Here is a 26,684-nt window from a genome sequence, read left to right on the forward strand (position 1 = left end):
CATGTTGGCTCCCCTCATCGATGACAAACAAAAAATCACGCTGATTGAAGATAGCGGTGTGCAGTTTCTCGATTTTGGCTTACGTCTGCCTGCCCTGCAGTCGCGCCGCCAGTTCGTTCGTCAAACCGCTAACGGTCCGCTGCTGCGTCTGAACGTGGACGGTAACAGCGGCAAATTTTTGCTCTATCCCGAAGATGGCGGTGCAGCAGAGGTGGTACGTCCCGAGTCGGACATTGCACTGGCAGATTCGTTAACGCTGCTGGCACACCAGTGGCTGCCGCTGCCGGTGCTGCGCTGCACCAGCGGTCGCCGTTTTATTGGCGGCCCGGATAACTGGGCACGCCTGCACCTGGCACCGCTGGCACAGCCCGATGCCGCAGGTAACACCCATCGCATTACGCTGGCGTTTGATACCCGTATCGTGCCGGAACAGGACGGCGGCGAACAGCACGGTCTGAGCAAAGCCGATGCGCAAAACGGCGTGAGTTTCGCCCTTGCCTGGCACAACTATGAACTGGGTGAGTTTCTGGACCACACCTGGGTGGATGGCTGGCTGCGTGAAACCTTTACTCAGCAGGTCAACGCGCTGGAATCTCGCCGCGAGCAGGAGCTGAATCAGGCGCTGCGTGAGTTTGAGTATCAGGCACACTATCTCAACCTGCTGGAGCTGCTGGGTGAGCAGTTGGATCTGGCCGAGATCTACATTCAGGCCACCTCGCTGCAAACCCCGGCGGTGAATGTCGATATCATCCTCGACGTCGGTAACTCGCACACCTGCGGCATTCTGGTGGAAGACCACGCTGAAGAGAGCAACGGACTGCGCCAGACTTACGAACTGCAACTGCGCGACCTTTCTGAGCCACATCAGGTCTACAACGAGCTGTTTGACAGCCGTCTCGAATTCGCAGAAACCCGCTTTGGTAAAGCAAACTTCTCGCTGGAAAGCGGCCGCGAAAACGCCTTTATGTGGCCATCGCTGACGCGCGTTGGCCGTGAAGCCAGCCGTCTTGCACTGCTGCGCGCGGGCACAGAAGGCAGCACCGGTCTCTCCAGCCCGCGCCGTTATCTGTGGGATGAAGCACGTTATCAGCCAGGCTGGCGCTTTAACGCCCATGGCAGCAGTGATGAGCCACAGGCAACTGCGCTGCCTTTCACCCTGTTGCTGAATGACGAAGGCCAGCCGCTGCACGCGCTGGCGGAAGACGATCGCCTGCCGGTGTTCTCTGCCAGCTACAGCCGCAGTTCGCTGATGACCTTTATGCTGTGTGAGCTGCTGGCTCAGGCGATGATGCAGATGAACAGCGTGGCACAGCGTCAGCGCATGCCGCAGAGCCAGGCTCCGCGCCAGCTGCGTCATGTGATCCTCACGCTGCCTTCCGCGATGCCGAAACCGGAACGCGAGATTTTCCGTCGTCGCATGCAGGAAGCCATCGCGCTGGTGTGGAAAGCCGAAGGCTGGCATCCGGCTGAGGAAGATTTCAGCGTGCAGAGTCAGGCGAAAAGCCTGCGCCCGGTGCCGGATGTGCAGATGGAATGGGATGAAGCCACCTGCGGACAAATGGTGTGGCTGTTCAATGAAACCCAGGTGAACTTTGCCGGGCGTGCGGAAGATTTCTTCAGCAGCATGGCGCGTCCGGATCGTCCACGTGAAGTCGACGAAGTACCGGGCAAAAGCCTGCGCATCGCTTCTATCGATATTGGCGGCGGCACCACCGATCTGGCCATCACCCAATATCGTCTCGATGACGGCCAGGGTAACAACGTTAAAATCACCCCGCGCCTGCTGTTCCGTGAAGGCTTTAAAGTCGCTGGCGACGATATTCTGCTGGATGTGATTCAGCTGTGGATTCTGCCTGCACTGCAACAAAGTCTGCAGAAGGCTGGGCTGACGCTGGCTGAACCGCTGATGAACAAGCTGTTTGGTCACGACAGCCGCATGGATGGGCAAGCCACGCTGCGTCAGCAAGTCACCCTGCAGCTGTTCATCCCGCTGGCGCAGGCCGTGCTGGAACGCTACGAAAATTGGGATCCGCTCGACAGCCACAGCGAAATCAATGCGCTGTTCGGTGAGCTGGTGCCACAAAAACCGGCCAGCAGCGTGCTGGCGTTTGTTAACGGTGAGATTCAGCGCACGCTGGGCGGCGACAACCGCTTCGATCTGCTGGATGTGCCTTTGGTGGTCAGCATGGCGCAGCTGCACGGTGAGTTCCTGCAGCATCGTATGGCGATAATCCCGGCCCTGCGTGCCATGTGCGAAGTGGTGTCGCTGTATCAGTGCGATGTACTGCTGTTAACCGGCCGTCCTTCGCGCTTCCCCGGCATTCAGGCACTGGTACGCCATCTGCAGCCGCTGCCGGGCAGCCGTATTTTGTCGCTGGAAGGCTATCACACCAGCGACTGGTATCCGTTCAACAAACAAGGCCGCATTGATAACCCGAAATCCACTGCTGCCGTCGGCGCGATGCTGTGCCTGCTGGCGCTCGATCTGCGTCTCAGCAGCTTCTGGTTCCGTGCGGGTGATTTCGAGCCTTACTCCACCATTCGCTATCTCGGCGTGCTGGATGAAACGGCCACGCTGAGCGATGACAACCTGTGTTACAGCGAGATCGACCTCGACAAAGGGGATTTCGCACTGGATCGTAAAAGCAGCTTCCGCATTCGCGGCAATGTCTGCCTCGGTTTCCGTCAGCTGGATAATGACCGCTGGCCAGCTTCACCGCTGTACAGTCTGAGCATCACCGATCCGCATCTGGCACGTAAAGTCGCCGGCGAAAGCATCCTGCGTATCAAGCTGGCGGTACAGCCGGGGCCGGACAACTTTGGTCCGGAGCGTCTGGTGCTGAGCGATGCCCGCATGGATGACGGCACTCGCGTGCCGCTTGAACAACTGAGTCTGAAACTGAATACGCTGTCTGCGACCGGCAATGCCAACGCGCAGTATTGGATTGACAGCGGGAGCGTCTGCAAACGATGAGAACTGCCAAGAGAGCCACCTCTGTTACGCCCGCCAAACGTCTGAGCCTGATGCAGGAGACGCTGGACGGCGCACTGAACTGGATTGAAACCCATCAGGCGCAGGCACCGCGTCTGGCACTGGAAGCGGATACGCTGCGGCTGCAACTGCGCCGCGCGCGCGTGGAAAGTCATGCGCTGGCGCGTCAACTGGCACGTCCGGTGACGCTGGCGATGTTTGGCCAGTCACAGGCGGGCAAAGCCTGGCTGTTGAGTGAAATGGTGGGCGATGCGCAGGGCCAACTGATGGCGCGTCTGGGCGATAGAATTGTGAACCATTTCCAGAACATCAATCCCGGCAATCTCGATTTTGCCATTGCCACCCGCTTCAGCCACCAGCGTGAAACCCAGTCCAGCGCCTGGCCACTGGAGATGACGCTGCTCAATGACGTGGAGCTGATTCGTCTGGTGCTGGCCTGTGCCAAAACTGAAGCACAGCCAGACAGTGCGGTGATCGATGCCGCGCTGCAGCGTTTACAGCGCCATCGTCAGGACGAGCCGCAGCCGGGCCTCGACAGCGATGCTTTGATTACATTGTGGGCGTGGAGCCGCCGCCAGCATCGTCACGCCGAGGTACTCGATCGTCACTTCTGGCCACAGGCGGTGGAACTTGCTCCGTGGTTAAACGTCGATGACCGCATTCAGCTGTTTGCGTTGCTGTGGCCTAATCAGGTGGCACTCAACGAACAGCTGCGTAATCTGATGCACCTGCGTCATCAGCTGCGCCAGGCACCGCGCCTGCTGGCACCTCTGAGCCTGTTAACCGATGACGCCTCGCTGCCTGCGGAAAAACTGATCAGCAACGATGCCGACTGGCAGGAAATGATTGAAGTCTGCCCGATTGTCGCCAATCGTGTCGCTAAACCACAGCAGGTGCCGTTGGGCCTGCTGGCGTTGCTGACGCTTGAAATCACCGTTCCGCTGAATTCAACGCCGCGTCAGGCACTGTATGACGAAGCCGATATGCTGGAGCTGCCAGCGCCCGGCCAGCCTGCCGACGTGGGTCAGCAAGAAGATTTAGCCCAGCTGCGCAAACGCGATCCTCTGCGCGCGGCACTGCTGGAGCAGAAACGCGCACTGCTGCCGGGACTGTATGCCGCGCGTCAGGGCATCGACCTTATGCTGATCTGTACCGCCGCCAGCCAGCGTCAGGATACCGACATTGCGGTTAACGCACTGCGTGAATGGCATATCCATCAAACCGTAGCGGCCAGCGGCGAGAAGCCACGCCTGATTTGGGCGATTACCCCGCACGATGCGCGCTATCAGCAGCAGCAGATTAATGTTGATGAAGCCGTACAACGTCAGATCGGGCAACCAGGACAGAGCTGGGGTTCCATGCTGGCACTCGATCGTGCCGGTGTCGATCGCATGGGCAGCTGGTTGCAGGATGAAATGCAGCCAGAAGCACGTCGTGATCGTCTGGCCCAGCAATTAAGCACTTTGCAGCAAAAGCTGGTAGAGCGTTTGCAACCGTGGACCGAATCCACTGCCACGCCAGAACAGGCGGCACGCAAGCAGGCGATTTCCGATAACTTGCTGAAATGCTTGCAACATCGCACTGGCCTGCACGGCGAACTGCTGGAGCGCTTGCAGCCTTCGCGCGAAGCGGTGCGTCAGCTGTGGCTGAGCCAGAGCAGCGGCACTGTCGTGCAGCACAGCGCGAAAACCGCTGCGGCTGAGCAGAGCTATTTTGGTATTGGCTTTGAGTTTGACCTGTTTAAAGATGAACCGGTGGCCCCTGCGGAACCGCGTAACAGCAGCGGCCAGCGCGATCAGCAATTCCCGCAGCAGGTGTTTGCGCTGTGGCTTGAACATCTGCGACAGTTGCCGGAAAGCCGGAGTTTGCTGACGCTGCTGAACGTGGATAAGCCGACCATGGAATTGCTGGTAGAAGAGCTGATTACCGCCAGCTTCCGCCTGAAGGTATTAAGTAAGCTGCAAAGCGCGCTTAACGAACCGGATGCGCAGGCCAGCGCGCATGAAGCGCGTACCGATCGTCAGGTCTCGCGCGCGATGACGGTGTTGGGTGATTTTGTCGCCTGGCTCGGCTTCCTGCAGCGTCCGGAGAGCGAGCGGCCTGAGAGTCGTGTTAATCGCGGACAAACCATCTTCGCCCGACCACCTGCGCCGAGCGTGAGCTTCTCGCCAGGTCAACGTTTAACACGTTTGTCAGCCGCACCCGCCAATCATACCGCGTATTATATCTATGACTGGCTGGTGGGATTAAATTCGGTCATCGTGGAAAACAACGGCTATACCGGCGGCAGCGACCTGCCCGCCAATGCCCGTCAGATGCTGGCTATTTTGCTGCTGCCACTGCACGCGTAATCAGTCCTGAATCAGGCGCAGCTCGCCTCGCAGCTGCTGCGCCGCTTCTTCCATCAGCGCCAGCACCGGTGCAAATTCCGCCTCACTGGCCAGTGCAACATGACGTAAATGCAGTTCAGCCGGCAACGCAATCCCGCCTGTCAGCCAATCCCACAGTGCATCCAGATTGCAGCCAAACTCCCCGCTGCAGCCGCTTTGCGCCACAAACTCACGGTAAAACGCCTGGCGATCGGCCAACTGTTGGAAATCAAAAGAGAGCATCAACATGGTTAGTTCACCTGTTTGAAGCTGCGATAGTGATCGGTGGTCAGAAAGATCAGCCCATCTGAAGAGTAAAGCAGACGATCGGCATCGCGGTGACCGCAATCGTAATTCACATCGGCTTCATACCACTGCCTTCCTTGTTGCATTGGCAGGCGCTGCTCACGATTGCTAAAACGATCGCCACCAATCGCGCGGCCAGGCAATACGTTGCACAAGTCGCCTTTGCTCGGGTTCCAGCCCTGACGGCGGGCTTCGTTTTTGGTGAGGTATAAATCGGGCAGTTTATGGTGCTGCTGTAACCAGCGAGCGACGGTATTGGCATCGGTGAGTTGCGCAATGTCAGCGCTGTGCGCAGCGGTTTTACCGCCTAAATGCGGTTTCAGTCCGGCCCATGTGGCGGCCAGCGCGAGGAGTAATCCAATCCAGAGTTTCTTTGACATAGTGACATCCCGAAGTGCAGGACGCCGATAATAGCAGGATTATCGTGAAGAAGAACGCGGGCCAGCATGGCTGGCCCTGGCGGAGGTGTTACTGCATCGCACTCGCGGCTGGCACGGCATGTCGACGCCATGCGCCTGGCGCCACGCCATACTGACGTTTGAAGCTGCGATTAAACGACTGCTGCGAATCAAACCCCAGTGAAATCGCCACATTAAGGATCGGTTCGTTGGTGGTCGTTAAACGGTCCGCCGATTTTTTCAGTTTCTTATTACGAATGTACTCGCCCAGCGGGTAGCCGGTGTGCTCTTTGAACATACGCTGCAGGTGCCATTTCGAATAACCGGCGCGCCCTGCTACGGTGTCCAGATCCAGACGTGCTTCAATGTTGTTATCAATCCAGTCGATCAGATCGTGAATAAATGCGTCGCTCATCATCCCATTTTCTCCCGTCGCCTTAACGAACAGTATCAGTATCAGTTGCAATTACACTTTAAGGGTGACTGACTATGACATTTAATGCAAGTTTTATTATTGCATTAAATGCCGCACTCGCCGTAGGGGCTTTCCCCCGCTGAAACGAATTGATCAAAACAGCACATAAAGTGTATCAGATATTCTTGCAGATGCAGTTTGCAGCAGCCTACACTCATCGCGTTTTAATGCAATCTTAAAAGTTGCAGATTTTTCGTACATGTCCTTTCTTTTTTCACACCAACGCGGAATAACAACAATGCATCTGCAAACATATGGGGTTCGTCGGGCAGTAAGCCTGTCAGGAGTGATGTTGCTGGGAAGCCTGCTGGCCGCTTGCGATCGGGGTGTGGCGCAAAACGCCCCGCCACCGCCGCCCGAAGTGAGTGTCGCGCAGGTGGTCGAACAAAAAGTCAGCCAATGGGATAGCTTCAATGGTCGCTTTGAAGCGGTGCAAAGTGTGCAACTGCGCCCTCGCGTTTCCGGCTATATCGATCAGGTTAACTATCGCGAAGGCGATGACGTGAAAAAGGGTCAGGTGCTATTTACCATTGATGACCGCACCTATCGCGCGACGTTAGAGCAGGCACAAGCTGAACTCGCGACCGCGCGCAGTCAGGCATCGCTGGCGCGCAGTGAGTCGGCACGCACCGATAAACTGATTGGCACCAATGTGGTATCCCGTGAAGAGTGGGAACAGCGTCGTTCTGCAGCGAGTCAGGCGCAGGCCAATGTGCTCTCCGCGCAGGCCGCCGTTGATATGGCGCAGCTGAATCTCGATTTTACCCGCGTCACTGCCCCGATTGATGGCCGTGCCAGCCGCGCGATGATCACCACCGGTAACCTGGTGACCGCCGGTGACAGTGCCAGCGTGCTGACCACGCTGGTGTCGCAGGATCGTATTTACGTCTATTTCGACGTCGATGAAGCCACCTATCTGCAGTATCAGGCGATGGCACGTCAGGGACAAAATCGCGGTTCGCTGCCGGTGGAAATCGCGCTGACCGGCGAGCAAGGTTATCCGCATCGTGGCACCGTTGACTTCCTCGACAACCAACTCACCGCCAGCACTGGCACCATTCGCATGCGTGCCACGCTGGATAATCATGAACGTCAGTTCACCCCAGGTCTGTTTGCCCGCGTGCGTTTACCCGGCAGCGCCGCGTTTAACGCGCTGTTGATCGACGATAAAGCGGTGCTGACCGATCAGGATCGTAAATACGTTTATGTGGTCGATGCGCAGGGTAAAGCCGAGCGTCGCGATATTCAGGCTGGCGAGCTGGCTGATGGCCTGCGCATTGTGCAATCCGGTTTGAAGCCGGGTGACAAAGTGATCGTCAATGGCCTGCAGAAAGTCTTCATGCCTGGCATGCCGGTGAAAGCTCAGCCGGTGGCAATGCGCTCCGCTCAATAATAATCGAGACTGCCTGTTATGGATTTCTCCCGCTTTTTTATCGACCGACCGATCTTTGCGGCGGTACTGTCGATTTTGATATTTACCACCGGACTGATCGCCATACCACTGCTGCCGATCAGTGAATACCCCAACGTGGTGCCACCCAGTGTGCAGGTGCGCGCAGAATATCCTGGCGCCAACCCCAAAGTGATTGCTGATTCGGTGGCGACACCGCTGGAAGAAGCGATCAACGGGGTCGAAAACATGATGTACATGAAGTCAGTGGCCGGTTCGGATGGCGTGCTGGTCACCACCGTGACCTTCCGTCCAGGTACCGATCCAGACCAGGCACAGGTTCAGGTGCAAAACCGTGTGGCGCAGGCAGAAGCTCGCCTGCCGGAAGAGGTGCGTCAACTCGGTTTGACCACGCAGAAGATGTCACCGACGCTAACGTTGGTGGTGCACATGTTCTCGCCGAAGGGCAAGTATGACTCACTCTATCTGCGTAACTACGCCACCCTGAAGGTGAAAGATGAGCTGGCGCGCCTGCCAGGCGTTGGTCAGATTCAGATCTTCGGGGCGGGCGAGTATGCGATGCGCGTCTGGCTCGATCCGAATAAGGTGGCCGCACGTGGCATGACCGCTTCTGATGTGGTCAGCGCTATGCAGGAGCAGAACGTGCAGGTGTCTGCCGGTCAGTTGGGCGCAGAGCCGACCAAAAAGGCCAGTGACTTCCTGCTGTCGATCAACACCCAGGGCCGTCTGGAGAGCGAAGAGCAGTTCGGCAATATCATCCTGAAAACCGCCGATGACGGCTCGCTGGTGCGCCTGCGTGACGTGGCGCACATTGAGATGGGTTCCGGTAGTTACGCCCTGCGCTCGCAGTTAAATAACAAGGACGCGGTCGGCATCGGTATCTTCCAGGCTCCGGGCGCCAACGCCATCGACCTGTCTAACGCCGTGCGTGACAAGATGGCCGAACTGGCCACTCGCTTCCCGGACGATGTGCAGTGGGCGGCACCGTACGATCCAACCGTGTTCGTGCGTGATTCGATCCGTGCCGTGGTGCAAACGCTGTTTGAAGCGATTGTGCTGGTGGTACTGGTGGTGATCCTGTTCCTGCAAACCTGGCGTGCATCGATCATTCCGTTGCTGGCCGTGCCGGTTTCGGTGGTGGGAACGTTCAGCGTGCTTTACCTACTGGGCTTCTCGCTCAACACCCTCAGTTTGTTCGGGCTGGTGTTGGCGATAGGTATCGTGGTGGATGACGCCATTGTGGTGGTAGAGAACGTCGAACGTAATATCGCGATGGGACTCTCACCGACGGCGGCTGCGCATCAGGCGATGCGCGAAGTGTCGGGACCCATTATCGCGATTGCGTTAGTGCTGTGTGCGGTATTCGTGCCGATGGCGTTCCTGTCCGGTGTGACCGGTCAGTTCTACAAGCAGTTTGCGGTGACGATTGCCATCTCCACGGTGATCTCCGCCATTAACTCATTGACGCTCTCTCCGGCGCTGGCGGCCAAGCTACTGAAGTCGCATGATGCACCTAAAGATATGCCGACGCGTCTGATTGATCGCTTACTCGGCTGGATTTTCCGTCCGTTTAACCGCTTCTTCCAGCGCAGTTCCGATGGCTACGAGTCGATGGTCGGCAAAACCCTGCGTCGTCGCGGTGCGGTATTTGGCGTTTACGTCATACTGCTGGCGGGCGCGGGCTTTATGTTCCACACCGTGCCGGGCGGCTTTATTCCGACGCAGGATAAGCTGTATCTGATTGGCGGCGTGAAAATGCCAGAAGGTTCGTCACTGGCGCGTACCGATGAAGTGATTCGCAAGATGAGCGAAATCGGCATGAACACCGAAGGCGTGGCCTATTCGGTCGCCTTCCCTGGCCTGAATGCCTTGCAGTTCACCAATACGCCGAATACCGGCACCGTATTCTTCGGCCTGAAGCCGTTTAATGAACGTACCCGTACGGCTGCGGAAATTAACGCTGAAATCAACGCGAAAATCGCCAAAATCCAGCAAGGCTTTGGTTTCTCGATTATGCCACCGCCGATTCTGGGGCTGGGTCAGGGTTCGGGTTACTCGCTGTATGTGCAGGATCGTGCGGGCTTAGGTTACGGTGCGTTGCAAACCGCCATTAATACCCTTTCCGGTGCGGTGATGCAGACGCCGGGCATGATGTTCCCGATCTCCTCGTATCAGGCCAACGTACCGCAGCTGGATGTACAGGTGGATCGTGATAAAGCTAAGGCGCAAGGCGTTTCGCTGACCGATCTGTTTAGCACCTTGCAGGTGTATCTGGGTTCTTCTTACGTCAACGACTTCAACAAGTTTGGTCGTACCTGGCGTGTGATGGCGCAGGCAGACGGGGATTTCCGTAACAGCGTGCAGGATATTGCCAATCTGCGTACCCGCAACAATCAGGGCGAGATGGTGCCAATCGGCAGTATGGTCAACATCACCACCACCTATGGCCCCGATCCGGTGATTCGTTATAACGGCTATCCGGCGGCGGACTTGATAGGTGATGCCGATCCACGCGTGCTCTCTTCAGCGCAGGCAATGGAGAAGCTGGAAGCGATGTCGGGCCAGGTGCTGCCGAATGGCATGAACATCGAATGGACCGACCTGAGCTATCAGCAAGCCACTCAGGGCAACACGGCGTTTATCGTCTTCCCGGTTGCGGTACTGCTGGCGTTCCTGGTGCTGGCGGCATTGTATGAGAGCTGGACGCTGCCGCTGGCGGTGATCCTGATTGTGCCGGTCACCATGCTGTCCGCGCTGGTTGGCGTGTGGCTCACCGGCGGCGATAACAACGTGTTTGTGCAGGTCGGGCTGGTGGTACTGATGGGGCTGGCGTGTAAGAACGCCATTCTGATCGTCGAATTCGCCCGTGAGCTGGAGATGCAGGGCAAAGGAATTGTCGAGTCGGCGCTGGAAGCCTGCCGCCTGCGTCTGCGCCCGATCGTGATGACTTCGATTGCCTTTATTGCCGGTACCGTTCCACTCATCCTGGGTGAAGGTGCCGGTGCTGAAGTGCGTGGTGTCACCGGGATTACCGTGTTCTCGGGCATGCTGGGCGTGACGCTGTTTGGTCTGTTCCTGACGCCGGTGTTCTATGTGACGTTACGTAAACTGGTGACGCGAAAGCAGCCGGATGCGGAAGTGCAGACGGTGTAAATCTGTTTTAGGGTAAATTGCGGCGGCCAGAGATGGCCGCCTTTTTTATAAGGGAACGAAGAGCTGGAAGCAGGCCCCCGGCGCGGGTTTCAGGGCAATATCACCGCGATGCAATTGCAACATACGACGAACGATGACCAACCCCAATCCACCATTGTCACGACGGTCAGGATCGATAATGGAGGGGCGTTCAAACAGGGTCTGACTGACTTCCGGTGAGATACCTGGGCCGTTGTCTTCCAGTTCTATCATCACGTTCTCCCCTTCCAGCCACAGACGCAGGGTAATGTTCCCACCCGACGGCGTATGACGGATGGCATTATCCACCAGGTTGGTCAGAACACGCTCTATCATCGACATATCCGCGTCGATCATGGGCAAACCCGACGCGATATCAACCGACAAATTCAGGCGGGATTTCTCCAACGCCAGCTCAAATTTCTGTATCACGTCCTGAACCAAATCCGGCAGCGAAAACCGTTCGTACTGTGGCGTGACAACACCATGTTCCAGCCGCGCTAACTCAAACAGTTGCTGTGCGAGCATGCCGACCTTTTCACTTTGCGTCAGGGCAATCTGTAAATATCGGCTGCGCTCCGCTTCGGTCAAGCTGGCAGCTTTCACTGCCAGCGTCTCCAGATAACCCTGAATCGACATCAGCGGCGTGCGCAAGTCATGCGAAATGTTGGCGACAAATTCACGACGCTGCTGATCTTTCAGCTCCAGCGTCTGTACCTGAGCGTCAATACGCTGCGCCATATCGATAAAGGCGTTTTGCAACTGCGCCACTTCATCCTGTTGCGGGGAATGAGGTAGCGCGGCAAGGCGTTGTAGCGCATCCGCACCCGCTGTCACCTTTTGTGTCAGCTGTCGCACCGGTCTTGTGACCCAATAATAGGCCGCTGCACCCGCCATCAATCCAAGCAGGACGATAACCACCACCGACCAAAGCATGGCGCTGCGCAGCACGGACATTTTAACGCCCTGCTGCAGATGTTGATAATTCTCCCCCTGCAAAATCACATAGAGATAACCCACCGTTCTGTTGCCATCCAGAATAGGCGCAGCGCTGAACACTTTGAGCGCGGAAGGTGAACGAGGATCCTCACCATACACCGGCAGTGGCGCCCCATTCAGCCACTTTTGCAGTGGACGCACGTCGACCCGATCGCGATGGACATGGCCGGCTGGCGCATCATTGGCCAGAATCTGTCCTTGCGCATCCAGCAGGTAAACTTCAACGCTCGGGTTGTAGGACATCATCTGGCCGAACAGCTGCTTGAGTGCCGGAGCATCGGTGTTTCCGGCACTCATCAATGCGCTACTTTTGGCAATAGAAGCGGCCAGATTTCGCGATAAATTCTGCATCATGGCATCGCTGTATTGCTGGCGGTTGTTGTCCTGAATCAACAGGATCAGCGCACTACTGATCAGTAGCATCAGGGCAAAGACCAGCGTCAAACGCTGAGTGAGTGACAGACGTTTCATGTAACCTGATCTCCCTCACCCGGCACCACGAATTTGTAGCCCTGTCCCCACACCGTAAGAATCCAACGTGGCTCAGCTGGCGTCGCTTCAATTTTGAGGCGTAATCGGTTGATATGGGTGTTAACCGTGTGCTCATAACCTTCGTGCTGGTAGCCCCACACCAGATTCAGCAAGCTAAGTCGCGAAAAGACCTTTCCTGGATGACGGGCAAAATGGTAGAGCAGCTCGAATTCACGAGGCGTCAGCTCAATTAGCGTCTGAGCCAGCCGAACCTCTCGGGCAACCGGATCAATACTCAGGCTGCCAAGACGCAGGTTTCCCGCATCCTGACGCAAATTTTGGCTCATCGCTTCCTGGCGGCGGAAAAGTGCTTTAACGCGCGCCACCAGCTCCAGCATCGAGAAGGGTTTGGTCAAATAGTCATCAGCACCCAGTTCCAACCCCAGTACGCGATGCACTTCACTGGCGCGAGCGCTGATCATCACAATCGGCGTGTAGTGCGGCATATTGCGTGCACGACGGCACAGTTCCAGCCCATCAACACCAGGCAACATAATGTCAAAAATCAAGGCATCCCAACGCTGGCTTTCCAGCAGCTGACTGCCACTATCACCATCCGCAGCATGCGTAATATCAAAGCCCTCGTCACGCAGATGAATGTGCAACAGCTCGGCAATATTGCCATCGTCTTCAACGATTAAGATCTTCTTCGCCATGTTGACCGCCTCAATGAACATCCTTTAAATCTTATACAGAATTGCCCCCCGGAGTTATCACATTTTGTTTAACTCTGCGTGAGGACTCTGTGATCAATATCGGCGCAAAGTCTCTTCATTCCAGACGGCATAGCAATATGCAGAGGTGCAGAGTGAAATGTGCTCCCGATAAAAAGGTTCATCCGTTGTGGTTGAGATTGACTCACTGGATCAATGCCGTTGCGATGACATTAATGATTCTCAGTGGCTGGCGGATTTATAACGCGTCTCCTTTATTTCCATTTGATTTTCCCAATAGCTATACCCTGGGAGGATGGCTGGGTGGTGCACTGCAATGGCATTTTGCGGCAATGTGGCTTTTTGCCGGTAATGGCGTGCTCTATCTGACGCTGAATCTCCTGAGCGGACGTTTTCGCCAACGTTTTCTGCCCTTAAGCATGACTCAATTAGTAAAAGATGGCCTATCTGCATTAAAAGGACATCTTAGCCATCACGATTTACGCCAATATAATATGGTGCAAAAATTTGCGTATTTTCTGGTGGTCATTGATGGCATGTTATTAGCCTTTTCAGGGTTAGTCTTGTGGAAGTCGGTGCAATTTCCGTTTTTGCGAGAAGTATTGGGCGGCTATGACACGGCTCGCTTCATTCACTTTTTTGCCATGGCCTTTTTATGTGCCTTTGTTGTTATCCATCTGATCATGGTGGCACTGGTACCTAAAACATTATTATTGATGACACGCGGACGCTAAAAATGACGATGAAAAAGATTGAACGTCCCAGCAGTGAAACTGACGCCCTGTTAAAAGACGCCACCACGATTCTGGCGAAAAAAATGTCTGGCCATTCACGACGTCAATTTCTGCGCATGGGCTTGACTGCGGGCGGTGTGGCGTTACTCACCGGGTGCGACATCGACAATAATCCTGACATCGAAAACATTTTAAGCCGCATGTCACGTTTTAATGACCGTATTCAGGGATGGTTATTCAGCGGTTATCAAATGGCGCCAGAATATACCCTAAAAGATATTACGCGGCCCTTCCCGTTTAATGCCTTTTACGGTGAGGAGGATATTCCGCAGGTCAACGGTGATGATTACCAGTTGCAACTGAGCGGACTGATACGTGATAAACGCAGCTGGCGACTGCCTGAGTTATATAAATTATCTCAGCATGAACAAATCACCCGCCATATTTGTGTAGAAGGATGGAGTGCCATTGGCCGCTGGGGCGGCGTTCGATTCAGCGACTTCCTGCAACTGATTGGGGCTGACACCAAAGCGAAATATGTCAGCTTTCGCTGTGCCGATGATTATTACACCAGCATTGATATGGCGACGGCATTGCACCCGCAAACCTTATTAGCACTGAGTTGGGATGGTCGGATATTACCGCCGGAATACGGTTATCCCATGAAATTACGGATTCCGACCAAACTGGGCTACAAAAACCCCAAGCATATTATTTCAATTGAAATCACCAACCGCTTTACCGGTGGCTACTGGGAAGACCAGGGCTATAACTGGTTTGGCGGCAGTTAATCTCCCCAAAACCCTGTAAGGAAATGAAGATGAAAAAGATTATTGCAACTGTATTCGCTGGCGCACTGTTGATGGCTTTCTCTGGCGCTTATGCTGCTGACAATATGGCCAAAGATGGTATGCAGAATGAAAGCGGTATGTCGCACGACGGCATGAAAAAAGACCACATGAAAAAACCGATGAAGAAACATGACAGCATGAAGAAAGATGGCATGTCTAAAGATGGCATGGCTAAAGACGGTATGGCGAAGGATGAGATGTCTAAGGACGGGATGTCTAAGTAACAGTGTCGGTTACCGGGCGTATGCCCGGTAACTGTTTTACTGATATCAGCGGGATTTTTTACAAAGGTCTTCGATTTCGAGATCGGGCAGTTCATCGCAGCTACTGGTGTCGTGTTTTTTCAGCTCAGCCAGTGCGTCAGCCACCGTACGCGTCTCCAGCACTTTCAACGAGGCTTCTTCCGCCTCTTCAGCAATCGATTTGAAGTACCAGCACAGGTTGGCACTCACCAGACAACGCGGTGCGACATCAGGGCGTGAAGCCCAGAGCTTTTTGTCTTCAATCACAGAGGTATAAATATCGCGCAGCGTGATCTCTGCGGCCGGACGCCCGAGGTGAATCGAACCAGTACGGCCAAGCGTAGAGACAATGATGCCATCGCGAGTTAACGGAACCATCAGTTTCCGAATGAAACTGGGGTTCGCTTCAAGACCATACGCCAAAATAGCACTGGTCGAGCGTTTGCCCAGTTGCTCCGCCATCGCTACGCTCAAAACCATCTGCAAAGCTGTCGGGAAGCGGTAATCAAGCATTTCTGTATCCTGAGTTGCGGTTTATCTTATTGTTTTTTTGCCGCGGCAGTGAGTAATCAATGAGCAATAAATATAACAAACACTGTTGCTTTTTAGAAGCGAGCTGCTGTGATCAAGGCACGTATTCATCATTTGATCAGGCAGAAGCGCACAGGCTGCTTAGTTTACGGCTCCCTTTTGCGGTTGCGGATTGGGCGCGGGCAATTTCTGCTTTAGCACGCCCACCAGCACCACATTCACTAACGCCAACAGGCACAACAGCCACAATGTGGCATTCGCCCCGAGCTGCTGAAAAACATATCCCCCTACCAGCGGCGTTAATGCCTGACCAATCAGTGCAGGACGCGCCATGCGCCCTACCACAATGGCGTAGGCCTCTGGTTTGACCATGACCAGCGGTAAAGTTCCCCGCACTATCGCCCGCAAACCGTTTCCAGCACCGTATAGCACCATACTGACCAGCGCGAACTGCGGAAACAAGGTCAACAACAGCAATCCGATGGCCACCAGTCCTACCGAGAAAAACGTCGTCCAGATCGGATGTCCCCGTTTGAACGCGATATCCACAATACGTGACCCAACCTGACAAGGACCCAGAATCGCGCTGATGGCTAAGGCGGCGGTCAATGAGTGGCCGCTGGCTTGTAATAGACTAATCAACTGCACCGAAATAGCGGTCATGATCACTGAAGCAAGGGTAAAAATGCTGCATAGCAGCCAAAATAGCGCCGGTGCCAACTCACCACTGGCGTTAAGCTGCTTTTTCGCCGTTTTCACGATGGGTTTAATCGGCGCAGGCAGTGCATACCAGTAGGCTGGCAACACGGTGAGGCATAACAGCGCGGCAATGGCGAAACAGGCGCCGCGCCAGTCAAGCCAGTGAATCAGCAGCGCAGTCCCCGGCCACACCAGCGTGGTGCAAAAGCCGGAGATTAAGGTAATGCCGGTAATCGCGCCACGAGCCTGTCCACCATAAAGCGTTCCGAGGGTGGCAAACAGGGCGTCATATAAACCCATCGCCATTCCGATGCCGATAATCAGCCAGGCAAACAGAAACAGCAGCAAATGGTGACTGAATCCCATAATCACCAGGCCCAGCGCCATCACCGCCCCGCTCGACGCCAGCAGCACGCGCCCATAGCTGCCCGCAATCAGGCGGCCACTTAAGGGGGCTAGCAGGCCAGAAACCAAAATACCTAAGGATAATGCGCCATACACCCACTGCTGCGACCAGCCGGTTTCCGCGACGATCGGATTCGCCATCACGGCCATAAGATAAAACGAACCGCCCCACGAAAGGATTTGAACGCCTCCCAGTGTCACAATGGCAGGAACCGCAGGTTTAGGGTGATGCTCCACGACAGGTTTCCGTTAGCAGGCAAAGCATTGTTATAACATGTTAATCCTGCTGGAAAAATGTTTGTGTGCCCTGCTTAGCGAAATCACGTTTCAGAGTGGAAGATTGGCACCAAATACGATAAGGTAAATGGTATGTTGTAACTATGGAGCGTAACATGTCTCGCTATGATTTGGTTGCCGATTTGCATGAGTGCGTTAATGCGCTGGAGCTTGGTCTCAGTGCCCTGCGTCAACAGGTGGAGCAACAACCGCTGCTGATTGCACGCGCCTTTAGTTTGCCCGAGATCGAAAAAGGTCACGAGAATGATGAAATTGAACGCATCGCCGTGACTCAACATCTCGGGCAGAAAGCGCGCGACATGGCGCTGGCTCACTACTGTCGTCTGTTTATGCAGCATCAGTCGGAAAAACTCAGCACCAAGGCTGCGGTGCGTTTGCCTGGCGCCATCTGTATAGAAGCGGATGAAGCCGTCAGCGAGCACATCAGTCAGCAGGTGGCCGATATCAATGCGCTTAAGCTGCGCCTGGAACACCTGATTACCGTGGAGTCGGGGCTGCCGAGTGAGGCGCGCTTTGAATTTGTTCACCAGCATTTGCGCGGTTTAATCACCCTGAACGCCTATCGCAGTGTGACCCTGCTGCACGCGCCGGATAGCCTGCGCTTTGGCTGGGCCAACAAGAACATCATTAAAAACCTGACCCGTGAAGCCGTGGTCGAGCAGCTGGAACGCAGCCTAAAGGCAAACCGTGCGCAAGCGCCCTGGACGCGCGAACAGTGGGCCGAGAAGGTGCAGCAAGAACTGGAGATGATTTTGTCACTGCCCGTCGATGCCAAACTGAAGATCAAGCGCCCGGTTAAGGTCCAACCGATTGCCCGCGTCTGGCGCGCCAGTAATAAGAAGCAGGTGCAACTCGCCTGCCCTTCACCGCTGCTGGTGCTGTGTCGGGATAAAACTCAAGTGCCGATTCTAGGGGAATTGCTGGACTACGATGCCGATAACGTCACGCATCGTCATAAGCCGCTAGCGCAGCCGCTGCATCTAGTGATCCCACGGCTGCACTTGTGGAGTGACAAGCTTTAATGAAGAAGCGGCCCTCAGGCCGCCTCTGTCATCGCCAATCATCGCTGAACTGAGCGGCATTACCCCTCAGTTATCGCAAAAATTATTGCTTCATGCTGCCAACCATCTCTTCAGGACGTACCCACTCGTCAAACTGCTCTTCAGTCAGATAACCGAGCTTCAGCGCCGAGCCTTTCAGCGTCAGCCCTTCTTTATGGGCTTTCTTGGCGATTTCCGCCGCTTTGTCATAACCAATATGGGTATTCAGCGCCGTCACCAGCATCAGCGACTCGTTCAGCAACTGATCGATACGCTCGCGCACCGGTTCGATGCCCACTGCACAGTGATGGTTGAAGCTGTCCATCCCGTCGGCCAGCAAGCGAATGGACTGCAGGAAGTTGTGGATCACCATTGGACGGAACACGTTCAACTCAAAGTTGCCCGAAGCACCACCAATATTCACCGCAACATCGTTACCCATCACCTGGCAGCACAGCATGGTCAATGCTTCGCACTGGGTTGGGTTCACTTTACCTGGCATGATGGAGCTGCCCGGTTCGTTCTCTGGAATGGCAAGTTCGCCAATACCACAACGCGGACCCGATGCCAGCCAGCGCACGTCGTTAGCGATCTTCATCAGTGAAGCCGCCAGACCTTTCAATGCGCCATGTGCATGCACCAGCGCATCACAGGTTGCCAGCGCTTCAAATTTATTCGGCGCAGTCACAAACGGTTGCTGTGTCAGATCGGCCAGCGCTTTCGCCACGCGCACCGCATACTCGGGATGGGTGTTTAAACCGGTGCCCACGGCAGTGCCACCCAGTGCCAGTTCGGCCACGTGCGGAATGCTGTGTTCGATGTGCTTGAGGTTATGCTCCAGCATCGCCACCCAGCCGGAAATTTCCTGGCCCAGCGTCAATGGCGTGGCATCTTGCAGGTGGGTACGACCAATCTTCACGATGTCTTTAAAGGCTTCAGACTTCTCGCTCAGGGTCTTTTTCAGCACATGAATCTGCGGAATCAGCTGCTCCCGCACGGCGATGACCGCGGCCACGTGCATGGCGGTGGGGAACACATCGTTGGAGCTTTGGCTCTTATTGACGTCGTCGTTTGGGTGCACCAAACGCGACATGCCACGCTCGCCGCCGAGAATTTCACTGGCGCGGTTGGCCAGCACTTCGTTCATGTTCATGTTGGTCTGGGTACCGGAACCGGTCTGCCAGATGGCCAGCGGAAACTCTTCACTGTGTTTATCAGCCAGCACTTCGTCAGCCGCTTTCAGAATCGCTTCTGCACGCTCAGCCGGAAGCAGGCCGAGATCGCGGTTCACCTGTGCTGCAGCGCGTTTGGTCAACGCCAAAGCATGCACCAGTGCAACGGGCATCTTCTCGGTTGAGATACGGAAATGCTCCAGCGAACGCTGGGTTTGTGCCCCCCACAACTTATCTGCCGGTACTTCGATCGGTCCCATTGAATCTTTTTCAATGCGATTCGCTGCCATGACTACGTCTCCTTAGCTCAGATTAGAGGTTTCCGCTCAGGTCGTCTTCCCGCGACGCCGTTGAGCGAGCAAGATTGTCACACACAAGAAATTAACATTATGCGAGCCCATCGCGTTTATTGCACTTGTTGATGTATTTTGTATGGCACTTTCTGCTTTAATAAGCCTATTTACTTACGGTTATTAAGGGTAAACGATGCAAAAAATGAACAATTCGCTGCAAAATTACGCTTGGGGCAGCAAAACTGCGCTGACCGAACTTTACGGCATTGAGAACCCACAAGGATTACCGATGGCGGAGCTGTGGATGGGCGCCCATCCGAAGAGTCCGTCAACCGTTGAGATCAAAGGTGAAACGCGTTCCCTGCGCGATGTCATCAATGATGACCAAACCGCAGCCTTAGGCGCGGCCGTCGCACAGCGTTTTGGTGAGTTGCCGTTTTTGTTTAAGGTGCTGTGTGCCGATCAGGCTTTATCGATTCAGGTTCACCCAAGCAAAGCCGCAGCCGAAGAGGGATTTGCGCGCGAGAATGCCGCCGGTATTCCGATTGGCGCTGCTGAGCGCAACTATAAAGACGCGAATCACAAGCCAGAACTGGTGTATGCCCTGACCCCATTCCAGGCGATGAACGGCTTCCGCGAGATGCACGAAATCGTCTCACTGCTTGAGCCGGTGGCCGGTGCCCATCCGCAGATCGCTCACTTCCTCGAAAAACCTGATGAGGCAAGCCTCGCCAAACTGTTCTCCACCCTGCTGTCGTTAAAAGACGAGCCTAAATCACTGGCGTTGGCGGTGCTGAAATCTGCACTTAACTCGCGTAGTGGCGAACCCTGGCAGACCATCAAATGCATTGCGGCTGATTATCCGGACGATACCGGCTTGTTCTCGCCGTTGTTGCTGAACGTCATCACCCTGCAGCCTGGCGAAGCCATGTTCCTGTTTGCCGAGACGCCGCATGCCTATTTAAAAGGGGTGGCACTCGAAGTCATGGCGAATTCCGATAACGTTCTGCGCGCGGGTCTGACACCGAAATTCATCGATATTCCAGAGTTGATGGCGAACCTGAAGTTTGAGGCCAAACCGGCTGCCACGCTGTTGACGCAGCCTCAGCAAGTGGGCGACACGCTGAACTTCCCAATTCCGGTGGACGATTTTGCCTTTGCCATCCACGCTCTTTCCGCCACACCGCAGCCGTTAGCGCAACAGAGTGCGGCGCTGCTGTTCTGTATCGAAGGTCAGGCGGTGATTGAGAAGTCAGGTGAGCAACTGCTGTTGAAGCCCGGTGAATCATGCTTCGTTGCCGCCAGTGAATCCCCGGTTAATGCCGCAGGTACAGGACGCCTGGCGCGGGTTTATAACGCGCTCAGCTGATCCGGCTGACGATACCAGCATTAACTGCTATTCTTTCAAACTATTACTTTAAAACGCCTGCGGGCGTTTTTCTTCACCGCCGCCCCCAAGCAGCGGCGTGCGGACCCAAGGATAAGGACGACTCAGCGATGAAAAAGACCAAGGTTGCCGTAGGTGTAATTGTAGCGATCGGCGTGATCTGGACAGGCGCGGCCTGGTTTACCGGCAAGCAGCTGGAAAGCCATATGGATCAGATGTTGCAGAACGCCAACACCCAGCTTAATGCCTATGCACCGAACGCTCGCCTGACGCTTAGCTACCAGGATTACCAGCGCGGCATCTTCAGCAGCAAAACTAAGCTGGTGATTCAGGCCAGTTCACAGACGGAAGACAACCCGCTGCTGAAGCCGGGTCAAAGCATCGTGCTGAACGAAACCATCGACCATGGTCCCTTCCCCTTTGCACAGTTGAAGCGCGGCAGCCTGATTCCGAGCATGGCTTCGGTGCATACCGAGCTGGAAAACACCGATGCGGTGAAGAAACTGTTTGAACTCACCAACGGTAAATCGCTGGTGACCGCTGATACGCGCGTCGGGTACAGCGGTGCCACTGACACGGCACTGGATCTGCTGGCGGTGGATTATAACAACGCGCAGACCGGCGATCGTCTTGCCACCAACGGCGGCACCCTGGAAATCAGCGCTGACAGCAAGGGCGATAAAGTCAGTCTGAATGGCGATTTCTCTAGCATCGCTGTTACCAGCAAAAACCAGGTTGAGCAGCCGGTGCTGTTTACCCTTAACGGCCTGAAGCTGAAGGGTGATACCCATCTCAGCCCGGAAGGCGTGCGCGTGGGCGATCAGTCCATCAGCCTGGATAAACTCGACGCCAGCATTAACGGTCAGGAAGGTTTGTCATTGCAGAAGCTGGACACCCAATCCTCCTTCGATAATAAAGATGGCAAAATCGGCGGCGATCTGAATATGAACGTCGGCAACATCAGCCTGCAGAAGCAGCCGTTCGGCGAAGCTAAGCTGGCGATGAAGTTTGCACAGTTTGATGCGCAAGCGGTGAAAACCTTCTCGGACAGCTACAACGCGCAGATGCAGGCACTGCTGAACCAGCCAGGTTTAGTCGAGGATCCCGTCCGCTATCAGGCTAGCGTGCAGACCATCCTGAAGAATAACCTGCCGACGCTGCTGAAGGGTTCACCGACCGTCAGCATCGCGCCGCTGAGCTGGAAAAACGATAAAGGGGAAAGTACCTTCAACCTCAGCATCGGCTTTAACGATCCCGCTACCGTCACCGGTGAAGCGCAGACGTTGGGCGCAGCAGTGGATCGCGTGCTGAAAACCCTGGATGGCAAACTGAACATCAATATGCCAATGGCTACCGAAGCGATGCGTCATGTGGGGCTGGCTGAAGGTTATCAGAGCGACGATGCGCAGAAGCTGGCGGACCAGCAGGTGAAAGGTCTGGCGGCAATGGGCCAGATGTTCCGTCTGACGCAGCAGCAGGATGACAACATCACCACCAGCCTGCAGTACGGCAACGGTCAGGTGACAATGAACGGCGACAAGATGTCACTGGAGCAGTTCCTGTCACGCTATATGCTGGGCGCGCAGACCAGCGAAGGGATGCCTGAGTAACAGCGATATACCCGCGGCGCGAGCTATCGCGCCGCTAAACGCCCCGCACCAACTGCGGCGGCACAATCAGCGTTTGCACTTCCGCATCCGGTTTCGCAAGTCGTTGCAGCATCCTTTCCCCCGCTCGCCTTCCCACATCACGCGCTTCACTGCTGACAAACGTTAGCGAGGAGTCATACGACTCGCGTAGCGGATCGTCATTAAAGCCGACCAGCGCCAGCTTTTGCGTGAAGTAGCTGTCCACCGCATCTTCGCCCAGCGAGCGTCCGCTGTGGATCGCACCAAAATAGCAGCCGAGCGTGGTACTGGCGTTATGGGCAATGATAGCGGTGATGCGCGGATGGTGATGCAGCAGGTCCTGCGTCAATGCCGATACGCTCTGCTGCCGATCGTCGCACTCAATGATCCAGTCTGGACGAAACGGTAAACCGTATTGCAACAGGGTCGCACAATAGCCGCCAATACGTTCCGCGCGCGTTAGAGAAGAACCCAATCCGCCGACCCACGCGATACGCTGATGCCCCTGACGGATCAGATATTCGGTGGCGATGCGCGCCGCCTGGCTGTTATCCGGACGCAAGGAATCGACCTTATCGAGGCTACTGGCCCGCGCGGCGCAAATGAGTGCAATCTGTTGCTCATGCGCCTGCGCGACCAGCGTATCCGCCTGCGCAACGGCACCACCCAACACAATGCCATCCGCGCCCTGTGCGGCCAGGGAATCGAAGCAGCGTTGCAGATGCTGCCCGTGTTGTCCGCTTTGCGTCAGAACCAACACTTTTCCCTGCTGCTCCAGCACTTCACTCAGCCCCGCCGTCATCGCCGCATAAAACGGCTGGCTGAGATCGCGCACAATCAAACCTATGACACCACTCTCACCGCCACGCAGGATGGAAGCTGAACGGTTACGTACGTAACCCAACTGTTCAATCGCCTGATTAACCCGCTCGGCCGTGGCGGAAGAGATACGTCCTTTACCGGACAGCACCAGAGAGACTGTCGATACCGATACGCCAGCCGCCTGCGCGACATCGTGAATAGTGGTTTTAGGCTGAGACATCCGGTTCCGTTTTCAACAACTGATGAAGAAACAAAGAGGTAAAACGTTACACTGATTCACGCAAAAATAAAGCCTGGGATTAGTCACGCTTTGTGACTATAGCCACAAAACTGCTTGGTAAAACGTTTTATCATTCTTTACCATTTTGAAAATTTGCCGCTTTTTAACCAGGAGAGACTATGTCCGCCAGCCGACCCAAAATGTCACTTTGGGAATTTTTCCAGAGTCTGGGTAAAACCTTTATGTTGCCCGTTGCCCTGCTGTCGTTCTGCGGCATTTTGCTCGGGATCGGTAGTTCACTGAGCAGCCACGATGTGCTGACGCTGATTCCGATGCTCGATCAGCCGTTCCTGCAATACCTGTTTATCTGGATGGCGAAGCTGGGTTCATTTGCCTTCAGTTATCTGCCGGTGATGTTCGCGATTGCGATTCCACTGGGCATGGCGCGGGAGAACAAAGGCGTCGCTGCCTTTGCCGGTTTTGTCGGCTACGCAGTGCTGAACCTGAGCGTGAACTTCTGGCTCAATATCAATGGCATCTTGCCGACCACCGATGCGGCGGTGCTGAAAGCCAACAACGTACAAAACATCCTTGGCATTCAGTCGATCGACACCGGTATTCTCGGCGCGGTGATTGTTGGTGTGGTGGTGTTCTGGCTGCATGAACGCTTCCACAATATTCGTCTGCCGGATGCGCTGGCCTTTTTCGGTGGTACGCGCTTTGTGCCGATTGTCACCACCGTGGTGATGGGTTTGCTCGGCTTAGTGGTGCCACTGATTTGGCCATTCTTTGCTCGTGCCATCACCGGCCTCGGCTGGATGATCAACAGTGCCGGTGAATTCGGCCCGATGATCTTTGGTACCGGTGAACGTCTGCTGCTGCCGTTTGGTCTGCAACATATTCTGGTGGCAATTATTCGCTTCACCGATGCGGGCGGCACGCTCGACGTCTGTGGAAAGAGCGTCAGCGGTGCCCTCACCATCTTCCAGGCACAACTGGCTTGCCCGGATACCCACGGCTTTGCGGAAAGCGCCACGCGTTTCCTGTCGCAAGGCAAGATGCCGGCCTTCCTCGGTGGTTTACCGGGTGCCGCACTGGCGATTTATCACTGCGCACGTCCTGAAAATCGTCACAAAATTAAAGGGCTGCTGATTTCAGGTGTGGTGGCTTGTGTGGTCGGCGGCACCACCGAACCGATCGAATTCCTGTTCCTGTTCGTCGCACCGGTGTTGTATCTGATTCACGCCCTGTTGACGGGTCTGGGCTTTACCGTGATGGCGATTCTCGGCGTGACCATCGGTAACACCGACGGCAACGTCATCGACTTCTTCGTGTTCGGCGTGCTGCACGGCCTCTCCACCAAATGGTATTGGGTGCCGGTGATTGCGGCAGTGTGGTTTGTGGGTTACTACGCGATCTTCCGTTTTGCTATTACCCGCTTCAATATCAAAACACCGGGTCGCGAAGCAGAAACCAGCAGCGTGGAACAGCAGGTCAGCCGCGCCGGCGTGGGTAAATCAGGCTACAACACCCCGGCGATTCTGGCGGCTCTGGGCGGTGTGGAAAATATCACCTCGCTGGATAACTGCCTGACGCGCCTGCGTCTTACCATTGCGGACATGAGCAAAGTGAATGATGCCGCGCTGAAAGCCAATGGCGCAATTGGTGTGGTGCATCTCAACCAAACCAGCCTGCAAGTGGTTATCGGTCCGCAGGTGCAGTCGGTGAAAGATGAAATGGCACACCTGATGAGCGCGACGGTGTCATGATGCAGAGGTTTGATTTCGACCAGGCCGTGGATCGCCACGGCAGCTGGTGCACGCAGTGGGATTTCGTGGCGGACCGTTTTGGTGTGGAGGGCTTATTGCCCTTCACCATCTCCGATATGGATTTTGCCACGGCGCCCTGCATCATTGAGGCCCTGCAACAGCGATTAAACCATGGCGTCTTGGGCTACAGCCGCTGGCAGCACAAGGACTTTACCTCGGCCATTCAATACTGGATGAAGAATCGTTTTGCCACAGAGGTCGAGGCGCAATCGCTGGTTTACGGCCCGTCGGTGATTTACATGGTGGCGCAATTGCTGCGCCACTGGACCAAACCCGGCGATGAAGTGCTGATTCATACGCCCGCCTACGATGCGTTTTATCACACCATCAACGGTAATCAGCGCCGCGTGCTAGAACTGCCGCTACAGCGCCAGGGTAATGACTGGCAGTGTGATATGGCGCAGTTGGAACCGCTGCTGGCACGACCCGATTGCAAAGTGATGCTGCTGTGCAGCCCGCACAATCCTACTGGTAAAGTGTGGCGGCGTGAGGAGTTGCAGCAAATGGCCGCGCTCTGTGCGCGTCACGATGTGAAAGTGATCAGCGATGAGGTCCATATGGATATGGTGTTGGGCGACGCACACCACATCCCGTGGAGCCAGGTGGCGCAATCTCCCTGGGCGTTGTTTACATCGGCATCAAAGAGTTTCAACATTCCGGCGTTGACCGGCGCGTGGGGCATTATTCCGCATGATGCCGATCGCCAGGCGTGGTTCCACGCGCTGAAGCAACAGGATGGTTTATCGTCACCGGCGGTGATGGCCGTCGCGGCGACCATTGCCGCGTATCGTGAAGGTTCAGCCTGGCTGGATGCACTGCGCGACTATCTGCAGGCGAATATGCAGCACATCGCGCAACGGCTGAATGCCGCGTTTCCTGCGCTGAGCTGGCAGCCCCCTGCCGCCACCTATCTGGCATGGATTGATCTTACTCCGCTGGGTATTGATGAACAGGCACTGCAACAGCAGCTGATTCATCAGTACAAGGTGGCGATCATGCCGGGTTCGACTTACGGTGATGCCAGCCGCGGTTATCTGCGCCTCAACGCGGGTTGCCCACGCAGCAAGCTGGATGACGGGCTGGATCGCCTGATTGCGGCTTTAAAATCGTATTAAATGCGCTCGGATGCTGATTAATTCAGCATCCATTTCACGACTTGCGCAAATCACTGGCGCTGTTGCGCAAGATGTTTTTATAATGCTCTGCAC

Annotated in this window: 21 protein-coding genes; 12 read left to right on the forward strand and 9 right to left on the reverse strand. The window is 55.5% G+C overall.

What is annotated here, in order from left to right:
* Position 1 precedes the first annotated feature (1 nt).
* Both WFP70_RS04305 and WFP70_RS04310 read left to right on the forward strand, forming a co-directional pair.
* Positions 2 to 2,974 carry a virulence factor SrfB gene (locus WFP70_RS04305; RefSeq protein WP_337022703.1) on the forward strand — a complete coding sequence of 991 codons (2,973 nt, stop codon included), beginning with the start codon at positions 2 to 4 and terminating at the stop codon, positions 2,972 to 2,974.
* Positions 2,971 to 5,343 carry a virulence factor SrfC family protein gene (locus WFP70_RS04310; RefSeq protein WP_337022704.1) on the forward strand — a complete coding sequence of 791 codons (2,373 nt, stop codon included), beginning with the start codon at positions 2,971 to 2,973 and terminating at the stop codon, positions 5,341 to 5,343. Before WFP70_RS04305 ends, WFP70_RS04310 begins: the two co-directional genes overlap by 4 nt.
* On the opposite strand, the gene WFP70_RS04315 is transcribed toward WFP70_RS04310, so the two are convergent.
* The 3 genes from WFP70_RS04315 to WFP70_RS04325 all read right to left on the reverse strand — a co-directional run bounded on the left by WFP70_RS04315 (position 5,344) and on the right by WFP70_RS04325 (position 6,483).
* Positions 5,344 to 5,610 (reverse strand): barstar family protein, encoded by a 267-nt coding sequence (locus WFP70_RS04315; protein ID WP_337022705.1) that lies wholly within the window; start codon positions 5,608 to 5,610, stop codon positions 5,344 to 5,346.
* Between the two features lie 2 nt (positions 5,611 to 5,612).
* Entirely contained in the window at positions 5,613 to 6,047 is a 435-nt protein-coding gene (locus tag WFP70_RS04320) for a ribonuclease domain-containing protein (RefSeq protein WP_034827338.1), read from the reverse strand.
* Between the two features lie 88 nt (positions 6,048 to 6,135).
* Entirely contained in the window at positions 6,136 to 6,483 is a 348-nt protein-coding gene (locus tag WFP70_RS04325) for a helix-turn-helix domain-containing protein (protein WP_034827340.1), read from the reverse strand.
* A 295-nt stretch (positions 6,484 to 6,778) separates the two neighbouring features.
* On the opposite strand from WFP70_RS04325, the gene WFP70_RS04330 reads away from it, so the two are divergent.
* Positions 6,779 to 7,933: an efflux RND transporter periplasmic adaptor subunit gene (locus WFP70_RS04330; protein ID WP_337022706.1), complete on the forward strand. Its 1,155-nt coding sequence runs from the start codon at positions 6,779 to 6,781 to the stop codon at positions 7,931 to 7,933.
* Positions 7,934 to 7,951: 18 nt separating this feature from the next.
* Positions 7,952 to 11,104: a multidrug efflux RND transporter permease subunit OqxB gene (gene oqxB, locus WFP70_RS04335; RefSeq protein WP_337022707.1), complete on the forward strand. Its 3,153-nt coding sequence runs from the start codon at positions 7,952 to 7,954 to the stop codon at positions 11,102 to 11,104.
* Between the two features lie 45 nt (positions 11,105 to 11,149).
* On the opposite strand, the gene WFP70_RS04340 is transcribed toward oqxB, so the two are convergent.
* On the reverse strand, positions 11,150 to 12,592 hold the full coding sequence (locus tag WFP70_RS04340; protein WP_337022708.1) for a sensor histidine kinase: 1,443 nt from the start codon (positions 12,590 to 12,592) through the stop codon (positions 11,150 to 11,152).
* Positions 12,589 to 13,308 carry a response regulator transcription factor gene (locus tag WFP70_RS04345; RefSeq protein WP_237449323.1) on the reverse strand — a complete coding sequence of 240 codons (720 nt, stop codon included), beginning with the start codon at positions 13,306 to 13,308 and terminating at the stop codon, positions 12,589 to 12,591. The genes WFP70_RS04340 and WFP70_RS04345 overlap by 4 nt, the downstream gene beginning before the upstream one ends.
* A 137-nt stretch (positions 13,309 to 13,445) precedes the next feature.
* Between WFP70_RS04345 and WFP70_RS04350 the strand changes: the two genes are divergently transcribed.
* The 3 genes from WFP70_RS04350 to WFP70_RS04360 are packed head-to-tail and all read left to right on the forward strand — an operon-like array spanning position 13,446 to position 15,135.
* Positions 13,446 to 14,060 (forward strand): cytochrome b/b6 domain-containing protein, encoded by a 615-nt coding sequence (locus WFP70_RS04350; protein ID WP_337022741.1) that lies wholly within the window; start codon positions 13,446 to 13,448, stop codon positions 14,058 to 14,060.
* Positions 14,061 to 14,068: 8 nt separating this feature from the next.
* Complete coding sequence (locus tag WFP70_RS04355; RefSeq protein ID WP_202403392.1) at positions 14,069 to 14,851, forward strand: molybdopterin-dependent oxidoreductase; 783 nt, start codon at positions 14,069 to 14,071, stop codon at positions 14,849 to 14,851.
* A gap of 29 nt (positions 14,852 to 14,880) precedes the next feature.
* Positions 14,881 to 15,135, forward strand: coding sequence for a pentapeptide MXKDX repeat protein (locus tag WFP70_RS04360; RefSeq protein ID WP_160867222.1), 255 nt, complete (start codon positions 14,881 to 14,883; stop codon positions 15,133 to 15,135).
* Positions 15,136 to 15,180: 45 nt separating this feature from the next.
* Here WFP70_RS04360 and WFP70_RS04365 read toward each other — a convergent pair whose 3' ends face one another.
* Together WFP70_RS04365 and WFP70_RS04370 are read right to left on the reverse strand one after the other, a co-directional pair.
* A complete protein-coding gene (locus WFP70_RS04365; protein WP_034827354.1) occupies positions 15,181 to 15,666 on the reverse strand; it encodes an RrF2 family transcriptional regulator in 486 nt (161 codons plus the stop codon).
* Between the two features lie 159 nt (positions 15,667 to 15,825).
* Positions 15,826 to 17,025 carry an MFS transporter gene (locus WFP70_RS04370; protein ID WP_337022709.1) on the reverse strand — a complete coding sequence of 400 codons (1,200 nt, stop codon included), beginning with the start codon at positions 17,023 to 17,025 and terminating at the stop codon, positions 15,826 to 15,828.
* Between the two features lie 155 nt (positions 17,026 to 17,180).
* Here WFP70_RS04370 and tus point away from each other — a divergent pair, with 155 nt between their 5' ends.
* A complete protein-coding gene (gene tus / locus WFP70_RS04375; protein WP_337022710.1) occupies positions 17,181 to 18,107 on the forward strand; it encodes a DNA replication terminus site-binding protein in 927 nt (308 codons plus the stop codon).
* A gap of 82 nt (positions 18,108 to 18,189) precedes the next feature.
* Here the strand turns inward: tus and fumC are convergent, their stop codons facing one another.
* Positions 18,190 to 19,587, reverse strand: a complete 1,398-nt coding sequence (gene fumC / locus WFP70_RS04380) for a class II fumarate hydratase (protein WP_034827360.1) — start codon at positions 19,585 to 19,587, stop codon at positions 18,190 to 18,192.
* Between the two features lie 196 nt (positions 19,588 to 19,783).
* Here fumC and manA point away from each other — a divergent pair, with 196 nt between their 5' ends.
* Entirely contained in the window at positions 19,784 to 20,959 is a 1,176-nt protein-coding gene (gene manA, locus WFP70_RS04385; protein WP_337022711.1) for a mannose-6-phosphate isomerase, read from the forward strand.
* Positions 20,960 to 21,087: 128 nt separating this feature from the next.
* Positions 21,088 to 22,587, forward strand: a complete 1,500-nt coding sequence (locus WFP70_RS04390) for a YdgA family protein (protein ID WP_058960012.1) — start codon at positions 21,088 to 21,090, stop codon at positions 22,585 to 22,587.
* 34 nt (positions 22,588 to 22,621) lie between these two features.
* On the opposite strand, the gene malI is transcribed toward WFP70_RS04390, so the two are convergent.
* Positions 22,622 to 23,647 carry a Mal regulon transcriptional regulator MalI gene (gene malI, locus WFP70_RS04395; protein ID WP_097117230.1) on the reverse strand — a complete coding sequence of 342 codons (1,026 nt, stop codon included), beginning with the start codon at positions 23,645 to 23,647 and terminating at the stop codon, positions 22,622 to 22,624.
* Positions 23,648 to 23,826: 179 nt separating this feature from the next.
* On the opposite strand from malI, the gene malX reads away from it, so the two are divergent.
* Both malX and WFP70_RS04405 read left to right on the forward strand, forming a co-directional pair.
* Complete coding sequence (malX, locus tag WFP70_RS04400; RefSeq protein ID WP_097117231.1) at positions 23,827 to 25,416, forward strand: maltose/glucose-specific PTS transporter subunit IIBC; 1,590 nt, start codon at positions 23,827 to 23,829, stop codon at positions 25,414 to 25,416.
* On the forward strand, positions 25,413 to 26,591 hold the full coding sequence (locus WFP70_RS04405; protein ID WP_337022712.1) for a MalY/PatB family protein: 1,179 nt from the start codon (positions 25,413 to 25,415) through the stop codon (positions 26,589 to 26,591). Before malX ends, WFP70_RS04405 begins: the two co-directional genes overlap by 4 nt.
* Positions 26,592 to 26,684: the final 93 nt, after the last annotated feature.

The organism is Pantoea sp. USMM079, assembly GCF_037153115.1.
Lineage (GTDB): Bacteria > Pseudomonadota > Gammaproteobacteria > Enterobacterales > Enterobacteriaceae > Pantoea > Pantoea communis.

What these genes read in the sequence shown, in the direction of transcription:
- oqxB (WP_337022707.1), top strand. Translation starts at nt 7,952, where the DNA reads ATGGATTTCTCCCGCTTTTTTATCGACCGACCGATCTTTGCGGCGGTA.
- WFP70_RS04325 (WP_034827340.1), bottom strand. Translation starts at nt 6,483, where the DNA reads ATGATGAGCGACGCATTTATTCACGATCTGATCGACTGGATTGATAAC.
- WFP70_RS04365 (WP_034827354.1), bottom strand. Translation starts at nt 15,666, where the DNA reads ATGCTTGATTACCGCTTCCCGACAGCTTTGCAGATGGTTTTGAGCGTA.
- WFP70_RS04350 (WP_337022741.1), top strand. Translation starts at nt 13,446, where the DNA reads ATGCAGAGGTGCAGAGTGAAATGTGCTCCCGATAAAAAGGTTCATCCG.
- WFP70_RS04315 (WP_337022705.1), bottom strand. Translation starts at nt 5,610, where the DNA reads ATGTTGATGCTCTCTTTTGATTTCCAACAGTTGGCCGATCGCCAGGCG.
- WFP70_RS04405 (WP_337022712.1), top strand. Translation starts at nt 25,413, where the DNA reads ATGATGCAGAGGTTTGATTTCGACCAGGCCGTGGATCGCCACGGCAGC.
- WFP70_RS04390 (WP_058960012.1), top strand. Translation starts at nt 21,088, where the DNA reads ATGAAAAAGACCAAGGTTGCCGTAGGTGTAATTGTAGCGATCGGCGTG.
- WFP70_RS04360 (WP_160867222.1), top strand. Translation starts at nt 14,881, where the DNA reads ATGAAAAAGATTATTGCAACTGTATTCGCTGGCGCACTGTTGATGGCT.
- tus (WP_337022710.1), top strand. Translation starts at nt 17,181, where the DNA reads ATGTCTCGCTATGATTTGGTTGCCGATTTGCATGAGTGCGTTAATGCG.
- WFP70_RS04305 (WP_337022703.1), top strand. Translation starts at nt 2, where the DNA reads ATGTTGGCTCCCCTCATCGATGACAAACAAAAAATCACGCTGATTGAA.
- WFP70_RS04320 (WP_034827338.1), bottom strand. Translation starts at nt 6,047, where the DNA reads ATGTCAAAGAAACTCTGGATTGGATTACTCCTCGCGCTGGCCGCCACA.
- manA (WP_337022711.1), top strand. Translation starts at nt 19,784, where the DNA reads ATGCAAAAAATGAACAATTCGCTGCAAAATTACGCTTGGGGCAGCAAA.
- WFP70_RS04355 (WP_202403392.1), top strand. Translation starts at nt 14,069, where the DNA reads ATGAAAAAGATTGAACGTCCCAGCAGTGAAACTGACGCCCTGTTAAAA.
- malI (WP_097117230.1), bottom strand. Translation starts at nt 23,647, where the DNA reads ATGTCTCAGCCTAAAACCACTATTCACGATGTCGCGCAGGCGGCTGGC.
- fumC (WP_034827360.1), bottom strand. Translation starts at nt 19,587, where the DNA reads ATGGCAGCGAATCGCATTGAAAAAGATTCAATGGGACCGATCGAAGTA.
- WFP70_RS04330 (WP_337022706.1), top strand. Translation starts at nt 6,779, where the DNA reads ATGCATCTGCAAACATATGGGGTTCGTCGGGCAGTAAGCCTGTCAGGA.
- WFP70_RS04310 (WP_337022704.1), top strand. Translation starts at nt 2,971, where the DNA reads ATGAGAACTGCCAAGAGAGCCACCTCTGTTACGCCCGCCAAACGTCTG.
- malX (WP_097117231.1), top strand. Translation starts at nt 23,827, where the DNA reads ATGTCCGCCAGCCGACCCAAAATGTCACTTTGGGAATTTTTCCAGAGT.
- WFP70_RS04340 (WP_337022708.1), bottom strand. Translation starts at nt 12,592, where the DNA reads ATGAAACGTCTGTCACTCACTCAGCGTTTGACGCTGGTCTTTGCCCTG.
- WFP70_RS04345 (WP_237449323.1), bottom strand. Translation starts at nt 13,308, where the DNA reads ATGGCGAAGAAGATCTTAATCGTTGAAGACGATGGCAATATTGCCGAG.